Source organism: Citrobacter sp. wls717 (assembly GCF_005280955.1).
Classification (GTDB): Bacteria; Pseudomonadota; Gammaproteobacteria; order Enterobacterales; family Enterobacteriaceae; genus Citrobacter; species Citrobacter werkmanii.
Genome location: NZ_SZWW01000007.1, coordinates 232,804 through 246,355, shown reverse-complemented (window position 1 = coordinate 246,355; position 13,552 = coordinate 232,804). Strand labels below are relative to the sequence as shown.

Below are 13,552 nucleotides of genomic sequence, written 5' to 3'. Positions count from 1 at the left end.
GCGGGCCTTTTTTATGGGTTTATGTCGGATTACCCTTTTTCACTTCACGCCAGATTCGCCACGCCATCAGCGCCAGTACGGCGACGCCAAGGATTAACGCCCCCCACACCAACAGCGTTTTCCACTGGCTTTGTTGCTCAGCGACTGACGTTGCCGTCAGCCGATCCTCACCGCCCAGAGTAACCCGTTCATCCTCCCATGCCTGCGGCATTTTGTCAGGATCGTTGTGCTTACGTAACGCCTCCGGGATCAGCATCGCCAGACTGATGCTCGCGGGTTCCGCCGCTTTGTTACCCCATGCCAGGATAAACGGGCTTTGGCCTTGCGCGTTAAAAATCACTTTATAGCTGTCGCGCTCCCCTCTCAGTACGGGTAAGGTGGCGGGTAAACGCGCCTGAAGCGTCGTCATCCGGACCGCCTCGACTAACTCACCGGAGAGTAGAATATCATCCGAATGCTGATTTTCCAGATTGTAGAGAACCGTTCGGGTTAAAGGCTGCCAGGCGTCTTTTTCTCCCTTGCGCCATTCAAGTTCAACCGGCAATACGCCTTCGTAATCCAGTGAAATCTTTAATGAGGTCAACGGTTGCGGCCTGGACCAGCGCCAAATCGCCTGGTTTTCGGCAATTCTCTCCGCTTCAGCATCCATCGAAACAGGCCGGGTAAGCGGAGGCTCCTCACGGGTTATCGCACTCACGCCGGTCAGATTTAACGCAGGGCTTTGCGAATCAAGAATCAGCAACAGCCAGGGGACGCCACCAGCGGACATGCGCAAATCATCGACACCTAAGGTGTCCATTTTCAACCGGTCGTCGCTATGCGTCAGATCCATCAGCGGCGCATTTCCTGTAATCAACCTCCAGTCACGTAAATCTCGGCTGTAATAAAGCGATGCCGTTCCCTGCCAGTTTTTCGCTGGCGCATCCCAGTTCAAACGCAACTGGGACAGCGATGGCGTCTCTTTGACATCGTCTGGCAAGGCGATTAAATAACTCTGCCCGATGGATTGCAGGTTTTCACTTTCGAAGCGAATTTCGATGCCATTTTTAGCACGAAGCAGGACCGCGGGGCTTTCATCATCTTGCTTTGGCGTCACCTGTTGCACCGTAGAATCAAACGGAAAAAGGCGCAGAGGAATCGTTCTCGGGGACGTTGCCTGCGTTTTTTCAGCCAGCAGAGTGAAAGGCACTACCTCGCCCTGACGGTTGAACACCCGGATATCACGTAAATCCGGCCAGACTGCCTCATGGTACACCGCTAAAGGCAGAGGCAGGCTATACCATTGCTCTGAACCCGGCGTTAAGAGCTTCACGCCCTTCGCGTAGTCTACTGGCGCATCCGTAACCGTATTACTGCCCCACGCCGCGCCGGTTGCTCCTAACAGAGCACTCCAGAGAACCGCTTTAATCCATTTCATTTTTCTTCTCCAGCTTTGGGCGGTAAGGGTGAAAAATACCCGATAATCAGCACCAGAATGGCGACGCCAATAAACGCGACCGCGCGCGCCAGACCGCCGCCTCCCGCGCTGTCCACCAGCATCAGTTTAATAATGACTATCCCCAGCAAAACGGCTCCACACAGCCATTCCTGCCGCGAGCGACGCCGTGTTGCCTGCAGCATCACCACCAATGCCGTTAGCATCCAGAACAGAGCAAAACAGGTTTGAATCAACCGCGAATCCCACAGGGCGTGTACATTCCACGCAACTTCACCATACCAGGACAACGCGCGCAGCAACAAACCATTAAGCCACCAAAAGCCGAGCGCCATCAGCGCCACAACCGGCCATGGGCGGCACACCGAAAGCTGCATCGGGAAATAGCGTTCAGACGCGCGATAAAACACGATCAACCCTAGCAGGGCAAAAGCTGCGCCCTCTTCCAGCGGGTTGAGCAACGGCAGATACGTCTGACGATAAACCACGCCATCCTGTAAATTCGTCAACACGAGCAGACCGACCAGCACCAGCGCAACGGGAACCATCGCCTGCACAGAATATAAGGCTGGCCAGATACGAAATGGCCAGAGCTTGCGCTGAACAGCTTGATAAACCAGGAAAATCAGCAACCCACCAGCCGCCATCATCAGGCCGCTTCCCCACGCGGCCCTCCCCCACGGTAGCGCCTGTGCGAACCAGAACAGCTCAACCGCCAGCGCCAGTACAATCATCCAGAAGAATGACAAATGCGCCAGCCGGGAAAGCGTTGGCGGTAATATCTGTGCGTCACGCCAGAGCAGCGCCACTGCAACAATTAGCGCCGCGCACCAGGCCAGATTCGGCCAGCCCGCAGCAAAAATCTGCTGCCAGGAGATCTGATACATCAGCATCACCAGCATCGTCGGCCATAACAGCCATTTACTGGCATCAAGCTCCCGCCATGCCAGGCGACCAGCAATCGTACGCCAGCCCCAGACCGATACCGCCATTAATGCCAACACGCCAGACAGCACCCACCGCTCCTGCTTCAGGACGAGCTGCGATACCGCAACGAGGGCAGTAATCCAGAAAAGCAAACCGCCAGCGAGTAGCCCCCAACTGCCCTGCATCCGAATGCTGCGCCATAGCCATGCGGCAGCCAGCCAACTGAGGCTAAGCACGGCAAATATCAGCATCACTGAGAGCGCAGTTGTGCCGTTCGCCAGCGCCCATAGCGCGCTGCCCACGGCCAGCACGAGCAGCGCCGTACCGCTATAACTCATGCGTCGCTGCTGCTGTTGGATACCCAGCCAGAGGATCCCAAGTCCCTCCAGCGACCAGGCCATCGCCGTCCAACGGGCTGAAAGCGCCAACGGGATAGCCAGGGTAGTAAATGCGCCGCCAAGCGCCAGGGCAGCCAATACCAGCGGTCTCCCCAGCGAAGACGAACGCCGCAACGCCAGCGTCGCCAACACCAGATAGAAACCACCGTAGCCTAGCGCGCTCAGCGCCGGACCATATGCCATATGCCGCGTAATGGCGTACTGCATGCCAAAACCTACCAGCGGAGGGGCAAACAGCAGCACGCCATCAATAATCTGCTTGCCTTTTTCCTGCGCACGAAGCGACAGCGCCACGCTCAGCACGCCAAAAATAATGGTGTTGGCGATCAGGAACAGTTGGCAGCTCAGGTAATACTCAGGTCGATAGTCCTCCAGCCCCCACAAACCGCCAACGCCAAAGGTAAACAGCAGGCCGAGCAAATTCAGCTCCCGCCAGTGCTGCCAGATGCTAATGGCGAGAATGCCGACCGAGAGCAGAAGATAGAAAGAGAAAAGCGCGACATGACTGCCGCCGCCGGAGGAAAGCAGCAGCGGCGCGAGATAGCCGCCAAGGCTTGCCAGCATCGCCAGGCTGAGTGCCTTTTGCAAAATAGCCAGACCCACGCTCGCCGCGCAAATCGCCACCAGCAGCGCAAATGCCAGCGTCATTGGCAGCATTTGCCACAGCCGGAACGCGCCAAAGACGGTGAGATAGAGTGCTCCCGTGGCCCCGCCCTGTAAGATCAGCGCATAGACCGGTTGCTTATGCCGCAACCGCCAGCCCAGCGCCAACAGGACAATAGCAAACAGCGCGGCCGCCACCAGGCGCAGCTCAAGCGGAAACAGAGAATGTTCGACGGTGTAACGCAGCAGGAAAGAAAGTCCCAGGAACAGGAGCAATATACCGAGCTTTGCCAACGGGTTGCCCTGCATAAACCAGCGCACCAGCGATGATATCACCCCGCCAAAAGCAGAAGGCCGCTGGGCGTTGGGCGTGGAGACCGCCGCTTTATCCGGTTTTTGCTGTGAAGACCACGGGTTAACGGGTTCAGGCGTCGGCTCAGCGTCAGGTTCCGGCGCCACGCTGCTCATCGCAGGCGTTGGCGCATCGGCGGCAGCCTGTGCCACAGACTCTGACGCTACACCGCGCAGCTCAAGTTCCTCTACCCGACGGCGCAAGGCCGCCAGCTCAGAACGTACCGCCGCACTGCGTCTGTATGCCACGATCGCGAGACCAGGAACCACGACCAACGCGAAGAATAAAACAATGCAGCCAAGGGTTAGCAGCTCATCCATGTTTCCACCTTCACTGTGTAAAGACAGACCAGAATGACACAAATTGTTGCAGCTGTGCCATATCTGTTAACACTATGACCCGCTTTTCAGAAAATCCAATCAGCCCCTGCGTTTGGCCAGGGGCTGTGATGAGAGATTAAAACGCGAAGCAGGAACAACCCAGCGCGCCCCAGAAAGCCCTGTCATCTGACACCGGAATCCCCGACTTACGCGCGATGTCATGCTGATGACCGTGTACGCCGCAGCTACCACAGCACTGGTGCATCTGTACCATTGCGCCAATTTTCGCCGCAGCAGGCGGCGCTGAGCGATAGTGCCCCGGCACCTTCACCACCGGCGACCAGTCCGGCACAACCGGAATGGCTGGCGGTGCCAGCGGAGTGAAATGCCCGGCTGCGTACACGACTTTACCATCGACAATAGTCATCACCGACTCGATGCCTTTGATCTCTTCTTCCGGCACGCTGAAATAATCTTTAGACAGCACCACCAGGTCGGCCAGTTGATCTTTCTCGATACGCCCTTTCTTACCCTGTTCGCTGGAGAACCAGGCGCTACCGGCCGTCCACAGTTCCAGCGCCACATCGCGCGGCAGGCGATTGTTATCATCATACATCGCCATACCACCAACGGTACGGCCCGAAACCAGCCAGTACAGCGCGGTCCACGGGTTATAGCTGGCCACGCGGGTGGCGTCAGTCCCCAGCCCTACCGGAACATCAGCCGCCAGCATTTTCGCCACCGGCGGCGTATGCTTGACCGCGTCTTTGCCATAGCGATCGACAAAATACTCCCCCTGGAACGCCATTCGGTGCTGAACCGCTATCCCGCCGCCCAACGCTTTGACGCGCTCGATATTGCGTTCGGTAATCGTTTCGGCGTGATCGAAGAACCAGTGCAGGCCATTGAACGGGATATCGCGATTCACCTTCTCGAACACATCCAGCATGCGGCTGATGGATTCATCATAGGTGGCATGCAGACGGAACGGCCAGCGATGCTCCACCAGGTGGCGAACCACGCGTTCCAGTTCTTCTTCCATACCTTCCGGCAGATCCGGACGTGGTTGCAGGAAATCTTCAAAATCAGCGGCCGAGAAGACCAACATTTCCCCTGCGCCATTAGCACGGTAGAAATCGGTGCCCTGTCCGGGCTTGAGCATATCGGTCCAGCGTTCAAAGTCCTCCAGTTCCTGCTTAGGACGCTGAGTAAACAAGTTGTAGGCGATGCGCACCGTCATCTGCTTGTTGGCGTGCAACTGCTCAATGATCTCGTAATCTTCCGGGTAGTTCTGAAAGCCGCCGCCCGCATCGATGGCGCTGGTCAGTCCCAGACGGTTCAGCTCGCGCATAAACTGGCGGGTCGAATTGACCTGCATTTCCAGCGGCAGCTTTGGCCCTTTTGCCAGCGTCGAATAAAGGATCATGGCGTTGGGTTTGGCGATCAGCATTCCGGTCGGGTTGCCGTTGCTATCACGCACAATCTCACCGCCTGCCGGATCCGGCGTCGCTTTGGTGTAGCCCACGGCTTTCAGCGCCGCGCGATTCAGCAACGCTCTGTCGTACAGATGCAGAACAAATACCGGGGTATCTGGCGCGGCTTCATTCAGTTCTTCCAGAGTCGGCATGCGCCGTTCGGCAAACTGGAATTCGCTCCAGCCGCCTACCACGCGCACCCATTGCGGCGACGGTGTTCTGTCAGCCTGCTCTTTGAGCATGCGTAGTGCATCCGCCAGCGACGGTACGCCTTCCCAACGCAGTTCCAGGTTGTAATTCAGACCACCGCGAATCAGGTGCAGGTGTGAATCATTTAAGCCGGGGATCACCGTATGTCCTTGCAGATCGACAATCTGCGTCCCTTCGGCGGCAAAGCTCATGATCCGGTCGTGGTTACCGGTCGCCAGGATCTTCCCGTTGGCGATCGCGACCGCCTCGACCTGTGGGCTTTGTCTGTCGAGAGTATGAATTTTTCCGTGAGTCAGAATCAGTGTGGCAGTTTGCGACATAACAATCTCCTGAGAAACCGGTCAGGCTTTTTTCAGCCATCCGGCAAACAGACGGGTTACGATGGGCATCCAGAACCAGACCACCAGCGCAACCACACACGCATCATTGATAAGATGCAGGAGTAACGAGCCCTTCATTGCAGGCAGCACAATGCCGGTCAACCACGGCACCAGGTTAGTGCTGGGAAAAATCACCAGCAGAGTTATCAGGAACTGTTTCCAGCGCCTGGGCTGGCGTACATGGGGCGCGGGCGGCGTAAACCAGAACGCCGCTTCGGTACGAATTTCGGTTTTGTCACCTTCTGCCAGCAGCGGAGCTATCTCTTCCACCAGCACACGGCGCGTATCGGACTGGGTCCAGTTGTACAGATGCTCCAGCGTGTCGAAGCGGATAATAATGTTCCACAGATTCTCGCCCTCCGCAGGGCGAATCACATTCGCCCCGAGATGACCGGGAAACTCGGCCGCCACCGGCATGATTTTCCCCAGCCACTGCTCATACCGCCGCGCCTGCTCAGGCTGCAGGGTATGGGTAATCACCAACGTCACATGTTTGTTCTGCGCCATGAAGGGTTCCTTGTTGAGAGGAAACAGACCGCTTAGGCCAGGAAAGCAATACACAAAATCATTCATGGTGCATCGAGGCGGCAAGGTTGTGGATCCCCGGGAGCTTACATCAGTAAGTGACCGGGGTACGCAAGCGAAGCCAACAAAGAGGCAGCATGAAGGATGAAGTGTATTTAGGCTTTACGTTCCGGCGCGCCATGCACCATGGTATAGGCGTAATCCACGCCCATACCGTAGGCGCCGCTATGCTCGCGCACCAAATCCATTACGGCGTCGTAGGTTTCTTTGCGGGACCAGTCACGCTGGTACTCAAGAAGAACTTGTTGCCAGGTTACGGGGACTGCGCCCGCCTGCACCATCCGGTCAATAGAACGCTCGTGGGCATCCACAGACGTGCCGCCGGACGTGTCGGTCACCACATACACTTCATAACCCGCTTCCAGCGCCATCAGCGCCGGGAAGGTCAGGCAGACTTCGGTCCACAGCGCGGAGATAATCAATTTTTTGCGCCCGGTCGCTTCCACGGCTTTCACAAACGCCGCATCTTCCCAGGAGTTCATAGACGTGCGTTCAATAGGCTTCACATCGGGGTGAACCGCTAACAATTCCGGCCAGATATAGCCGCTAAAACTTTTTGTTTCCACAGAGGTATAAATCACTGGAACATTAAATATCTTGCCGGCTTTCGCTAATGCCACGGTATTATTTTTCAAAGTCTGGCGATCAATATTTGCCACACCAAATGACATTTGCGGCTGATGATCAATAAAAATCAGCGTAGAGTTTTGAGGGTCAATCAGTTCCCGAATAGACATAACACACCTTCTTAATCAATAAGTTAAAAGGCAACGGTCTGTATCTGCCGTCAGCAGCAGGATCCTGAATCAGAAAGCTTGTTGAGTATAGCGGGAAATTTCTAACGAGTTATTAAAAAAAACTAACCATCCTGTGAAACTATTAATTCTGTGTTGCGATATATCCTAAACAACATCAAAAAAATGCGCATGACTCATCTAATTTATTCACTGGCATTGTTTTTCTTCATTCGGTACAACAGAGGAGTTTATTTTTCAGGATATTTTCTGCTTATGCGCATCAATCTGGATGTTTTGCTAATCCTCGACGCACTCGACAAACAGGGTTCATTTGCCGCAGCAGCCGAATCGCTGTTTAAAACCCCTGCGGCACTCAGCTATATGATTCAGAAGCTGGAAAGCGATTTGAATATTGAGCTGCTTGACCGCTCCGGGCACCGGGCGAAATTTACCGACACCGGGCTGATGATGCTGGAAAAGGGACGTTTGCTGCTGAGTGCGGCCAAAGATCTCGAAAAGCAGGCGGTACAGCTGAGTTCAGGCTGGGAAAAAGAGCTGGCAATCGCGCTGGATGACTCTTTCCCTTTCGCCACGCTGCTGCCCATTATTGATGAATTTCACGCGCTGAATAAGCAAACCCGGCTGAGTTTTACCCACCATACGCTGGCAGGCTCCTGGGAGGAACTGACCCATAATGGCGCAGACATCATTCTGGGGGCGATTAATGAACCGCCAACGTCAGCCGCCTGGTCCTACAAAATGCTCGGCACGCTGGATAATGTATTTGTCGTGGCACCCGAACATCCGCTGGCCGCCGCGCCGGATGGCCTGACAAACGAACAGCTGTGCCTGCATCGGGCCATTGTTATCAGCGACAGCGCCCGCTTTTGCCATCCGCTGCAAACCAATCTGATGGACGAGCAGGCGCAGATTCGCGTCGATGACTTCCACAGTAAGGTGATGTTACTGCGAGCCGGCATGGGCTGCGGATTTCTTCCCCGCCACATTGCCAGCCCGTGGCTTGCCACAGGCGAACTGGTGGAAAAAACGGTCATCTCATTTCGCCAAAAAGATGTGGCCTATATGGCATGGCGTAACAGCCGCGACGGGCTGGCGCAGCGCTGGTGGCGAGAAACGCTGCTGGCGAGCCCGGAGATTGCGCGCTTGTATCAATGACCGATCCACACCGTGGCGGAGATCGCCGGCAGCGTCAGGATATCGTCAGCGAGCAGGCCGTTACCCTCTTTGTGCTGCCATTGAGCGACACGCAGTAGTGGCGAGGCTGGCAGGACTACTTCACAGGCCTGACCACGGTTAATCGCCACCAGCACGCGCTGGCGGTTGAGCACCCGCACAAACACGACCACGTTATCTTCGGCGTAAATCACCTGACAACCGCCATGGCGTAACGCCTGGCTTTGATGGCGTAATTTTGCCAGCCGCTGATACAGCTCAAGCAAATGAGTGTCCTGTTTTTCAGGTTGCCACGGGAACGGCTTACGACAGAACGGGTCGTTATTACCGTCCTGCCCCACCTCGTCACCGTAATAAATACAAGGCACGCCAGGCCAGGTAAACAGCCATACCACCGCCAACGGTAAACGCGCCACGTCTTTGCCAAGCAAGGATTTAAAACGGGCGGTATCGTGGCTGTCGAGCTGATTGAACATCCGCAGTTGCTGCTGATGCGACAGACCCGCGCGGTAGTTATCCATCCACGCCATACAGGTTTGGGCATCAATAGATTGCGGGTCGTAGGAGATATCCGTATTAGCCAGAAATCCCCAGATGGGGAAAGTAAAACCGCGATAGTTCATGGCGGCATCTTCTGCATCCGCCTGCAACCACTGGCGCGCATCACCAAAATGTTCACCCACAACATACGCTTCAGGCTGGGTTTCTTTTGCCGCCTGCGTAATCCCCGCCACATGGTGCAGGTTGTTGCGCGCCCCGCCGCCCTCTCCCAGCATATGCACGACATCAAGACGCCAGCCGTCCATACTCCACGGCGCTTTCAGCCAGTGACGAACGATACTGTCTTCCCCACGATAAATCTCATTGACCAGGCTTTGCGAACAAAAATCCAGCTTGGGTAGGCTGGCATAGCCCAGCCAGTCAAGCGCCACACCGTCGGCAGAGAAATGATACCAGTCACGCCAGGGGGAGTGCGGGTTGTAACACGCCCCATCCGTCCCACGGTTATGCCGATCAAACCAGGGGTGTGAATCGCCGCTGTGGTTAAAGACACCGTCCAGAATCAGACGCATGCCCTGCTGTTGCGTGTTGTGACGCAAGCGCAGCAGCGCGTTGTCGCCGCCAAACTGTGGATCAACATGACGGTAATCTTCAGTATCGTATTTATGCACGCTCGGCGCGGTAAATACCGGGTTCAGATACAGCGCCGTAACCCCTAACGTTTTCAGATATGGCAGCTTTTCGCTGATGCCGTCTAAATCACCGCCATAAAATGTCGATCCTCCGGCCTGAGCGGTCAGCGGTTCATCCCACTCGCGACGCACGATGTCATGCCCGGCTGCGTGGTGGTAATAGACGTTTGGAGCCGGCTCACGCGACTGGCTGCGGGCAAAGCGATCCGGGAAAATCTGATAGAAAATCTGGTCAGCTACCCACTGCGGACCGTTATCCGGCACATCAACAGCAAACTGCTCCAGACGCGCAGGCGGAAAACGGCTGAATCCCTGCGGTGTAAACCACAGCTGACGATCGGGCCACAATAATTTAAAGCTATAGCGCCGACGAGGTTGGCCGCTGGCAAGATCGATCGCCGCTCGCCACGCGGTTACGCCCGGCTGCGGCTGGCTGCGCAGCTTGTGCATGGAGAGCGAAATCTCTTCGTTATCGTTTTCTGCGCGTAGCGTCACCCGCTGAGGTGGATTTTCCCCGGCCAGCCACAGCGTAATTGTCAGTTGATCTTTGTTTTGCTTAACAAATGGGGCAACCGGAAGGTGCCAGGCGTTCAACATCACGTATCCCCTTTGATGAAAATGAAGCCACCTTGCCATAGCAAAGAGCAGGATCACTCATCATCTTAACGTTTATTAGGGGAGGAGTTCGGGGGAGGAGAAAATTGCCGGGCGACGCGACGCGTTACCCGGCAAAAAATTACTGTGCTTCAGCCAGTTGACGCTCGCGGCGGCGTTTAAATACCCACCCCACCAGCAGCAAGGCAATCCACGCGAAACCAACATACAGTGAAATGCGGGTATCCGGATGGTAGCCGATAAGCGCGATGATAAAGACGAGGAAAATCAGGCCAACAACGGTGGTTGTTACCCCACCAGGTACTTTAAATTTCAGCGCCTTGACCTCTTCCGGCGGCAGACGGCGGCGGAAGGCAATCTGCGACAGCAGGATCATAATCCACACCCACACCGTGGCGAAGGTCGCCAGTGAGGCGATCACCAGGAAGACGTTTTCCGGCATGATGTAGTTAAGATAAACCGCAAACAGCAGCGCGATAGTCATCACCATCACCGTGACCCATGGCACACCGCGACGCGACGTCTTGGCGAACATTTTTGGCGCGCTGCCCTGCTCCGCCATACCGTGCAGCATACGCCCCACGCCGAAGACGTCAGAGTTGATAGCCGACAGCGATGCAGTGAGAACCACAAAGTTGAGGATCCCGGCGGCAAAGGTAATGCCCATATGCTGGAACGTCAGGACGAACGGACTCCCGTCGGTGCCAACCTGGTTCCACGGGTAAATAGACATAATGACGAACAGCGTCCCCACGTAAAATACCAGGATACGCATCGGTACGGAATTGATAGCACGCGGAATAGATTTTTCCGGGTCTTTCGCTTCACCTGCGGTAATACCGATAATCTCTATCCCGCCGTAAGCGAACATCACCATTTGTAGCGACATCACCATGCCGAGCCAGCCGTTGCTAAAGAAGCCGCCGTTACTCCACAGGTTATGGATACCGGTAGGTTGACCGCCGTTGCCAATGCCCCAAATGATGATGCCGAACCCGGCGACAATCATGATGATAATAGTGGCGACTTTAAAGAACGAGAACCAGAACTCCAGCTCGCCAAACACCTTCACGCTCATCAGGTTGATGGCGCAAATAATCAGCACCACGCTGAGTACCCATATCCAGTGCGGTACCGCCGGGAACCAGACCCCCATGTAAATGCCGAAGGCAGTAACGTCGGCAATAGCGACAATCAGGATTTCAAAACAGTAGGTCCAGCCGGTAATGTAACCCGCCAACGGCCCGAGGTTTTCCTGCGCATAGCGCGAGAAAGAGCTGGCTGCAGGATTATGCACAGACATTTCGCCCAGCGCGCGCATGATGATATATGCCGCAGCGCCACCGATAATATAGGCAAGCAACACGCTCGGCCCCGCCATTTTGATCGCGTCGGCAGAGCCGTAAAACAGCCCGGTGCCAATTGCCGAACCTAATGCCATAAAGCGAATGTGCCGGGTGCTCAGCCCACGCTTTAGCTTGTTATTACTTTCCATCGATTCCTAACCTGTTAACACAATAAAAAAACCACGGGGCCATATTAATAGCCCCGTGGTTAAAACTTATTGTCAGTGATTAGTGCGCGCTGGAGGTCACTTGTCGACCCGCGGCGCGATCCCAGATAATTGCCAGGATCACCATCACGACTGTTGGCATCAACCACGCCAGCCCTTGTTCCGCCAGCGGTAAACGCTGGGTCCAGGCTGGTAACACGTCGCCAATTGCAGAAGCTTTAATGCCATCAAGGATACCAAAAATCAGGCTGATAAACATCGCAGGTGCAATGACGCGGGAAGAATTATGCCACCATGAGCGGGTAAAACTTAATACAACCAGTGCGATACATGGCGGATAGATAGCCGTCAGCACCGGAATAGAGATCTGAATCAGATGGCTCAGCCCCAGGTTAGAGACCACCATTGAGAAGCCGCCGAGGATAAATACCAGCGTACGATAAGACAGTGGAACGTACTGGGCAAAGAACTCTGCGCACGCGCAGGTCAGGCCAACCGCAGTCACCAGACAGGCGATGAAAATCAGCGCCGCCAGCAGGAAGCTTCCTGCGCCGCCAAAGGTGTGCTGAACATACGCATGCAGAATCGCCGCGCCGTTAGCTGACTGATCGACCAGAATTGCGCTATCGGAGCCCAGACGGAACAACGCAAGGTACAGCAGCGTTAAGCCCACACCCGCCATCAAACCAGCCCAAACGGTGTAACGGGTCAGCAGACGCGACTCGGTAACGCCACGCGAGCGGGCGGCGTTAACAATAACAATACCAAATACCATCGCGCCCAGCGTATCCATGGTCAGATAACCATTTACGAAACCATTCGAAAATGCTGCGGTTTGATAGGCTTCCATCGCATTGCTGATCGGGCCTGCCGGCCAGACAATCGCGGCGACAGACAGTACCACCAGCGCAAGGATTTTCAGCGGAGCAAGGAAGTTGCCGACGGTATCCAGCAGTTTGCCTGGATACAGCGACACCAAAATAACAATCGCAAAATAGACCACGCTGTAGATGAACAGCGGCAGCGCAGAGTCACCGGTCAGCGGCGCAATCCCGACTTCGAAAGAGACCGTTGCGGTACGCGGCGTCGCGAACAATGGACCAACCGCCAGATAGCAGACGGTAGCCAGCAGTAATCCAGCAACCTTACCGATAGGCGTACTCAGGCTGTCCACACCGCCACCGACTTTCGCCAGCGCGACAACGGTAAGTACCGGCAAACCAACGGCGGTAATCAAAAAGCCAAAAGCCGCAGTCCAGACGTGTTCGCCTGCCTGCAAACCAACCATTGGGGGGAAGATGATGTTACCTGCACCAACGAACAGTGCAAATGTCATAAATCCCAAAGCGATAATATCGCGCGATTTTAACTGATGGGTCATAAAGTCTTACTGCCTGTGGATGTGGTGTTGAAAATAATAAATTTTTGCCTTTCCCTGGGGGACAATACAGCGGCATTTTTGCTCAATTCCAGCGGGAAACACTCCCGACCTGGCGCGGCGAAGAATAGTTTTTCGATTTACCGCGTAAATGCAGTCGGTATGACAGCATCTGGAGCGCAATTTAAACGCTTATAACGTTTTAAAGCAAGGTGGGATCCAAAAACCAGAACAATA

General features: G+C 55.3%; 9 protein-coding genes. 1 reads left to right on the top strand and 8 read right to left on the bottom strand.

Annotated features, from left to right (window positions below):
- Positions 1-19: 19 nt before the first annotated feature.
- From FDX09_RS05855 to FDX09_RS05835, 5 genes are all read right to left on the bottom strand, one after another.
- Positions 20-1,417 carry a DUF3999 domain-containing protein gene (locus tag FDX09_RS05855; RefSeq protein ID WP_137346919.1) on the bottom strand — a complete coding sequence of 466 codons (1,398 nt, stop codon included), beginning with the start codon at positions 1,415-1,417 and terminating at the stop codon, positions 20-22.
- Entirely contained in the window at positions 1,414-4,035 is a 2,622-nt protein-coding gene (locus FDX09_RS05850) for a DUF2339 domain-containing protein (protein ID WP_137346918.1), read from the bottom strand. Before FDX09_RS05850 ends, FDX09_RS05855 begins: the two co-directional genes overlap by 4 nt.
- 136 nt (positions 4,036-4,171) lie before the next feature.
- Positions 4,172-6,040: an amidohydrolase gene (locus FDX09_RS05845; RefSeq protein ID WP_137346917.1), complete on the bottom strand. Its 1,869-nt coding sequence runs from the start codon at positions 6,038-6,040 to the stop codon at positions 4,172-4,174.
- 21 nt (positions 6,041-6,061) lie between these two features.
- The gene (locus tag FDX09_RS05840; RefSeq protein ID WP_038638169.1) at positions 6,062-6,607 is read right to left on the bottom strand and encodes an antibiotic biosynthesis monooxygenase; all 546 of its coding nucleotides are present in this window, start codon (positions 6,605-6,607) and stop codon (positions 6,062-6,064) included.
- A 173-nt stretch (positions 6,608-6,780) separates the two neighbouring features.
- Positions 6,781-7,422: a hydrolase gene (locus FDX09_RS05835; protein ID WP_003021513.1), complete on the bottom strand. Its 642-nt coding sequence runs from the start codon at positions 7,420-7,422 to the stop codon at positions 6,781-6,783.
- Between the two features lie 273 nt (positions 7,423-7,695).
- On the opposite strand from FDX09_RS05835, the gene FDX09_RS05830 reads away from it, so the two are divergent.
- Positions 7,696-8,598: a LysR family transcriptional regulator gene (locus FDX09_RS05830; RefSeq protein WP_085047650.1), complete on the top strand. Its 903-nt coding sequence runs from the start codon at positions 7,696-7,698 to the stop codon at positions 8,596-8,598.
- Here the strand turns inward: FDX09_RS05830 and malZ are convergent.
- The 3 genes from malZ to brnQ all read right to left on the bottom strand — a co-directional run bounded on the left by malZ (position 8,592) and on the right by brnQ (position 13,318).
- Positions 8,592-10,406 carry a maltodextrin glucosidase gene (gene malZ / locus FDX09_RS05825; RefSeq protein WP_137346916.1) on the bottom strand — a complete coding sequence of 605 codons (1,815 nt, stop codon included), beginning with the start codon at positions 10,404-10,406 and terminating at the stop codon, positions 8,592-8,594. The genes FDX09_RS05830 and malZ overlap by 7 nt on opposite strands.
- Positions 10,407-10,545: 139 nt before the next feature.
- Complete coding sequence (gene proY, locus FDX09_RS05820; protein ID WP_038638156.1) at positions 10,546-11,919, bottom strand: proline-specific permease ProY; 1,374 nt, start codon at positions 11,917-11,919, stop codon at positions 10,546-10,548.
- 79 nt (positions 11,920-11,998) lie between these two features.
- Complete coding sequence (gene brnQ / locus FDX09_RS05815; protein WP_038638153.1) at positions 11,999-13,318, bottom strand: branched-chain amino acid transporter carrier protein BrnQ; 1,320 nt, start codon at positions 13,316-13,318, stop codon at positions 11,999-12,001.
- Positions 13,319-13,552 lie beyond the last annotated feature (234 nt).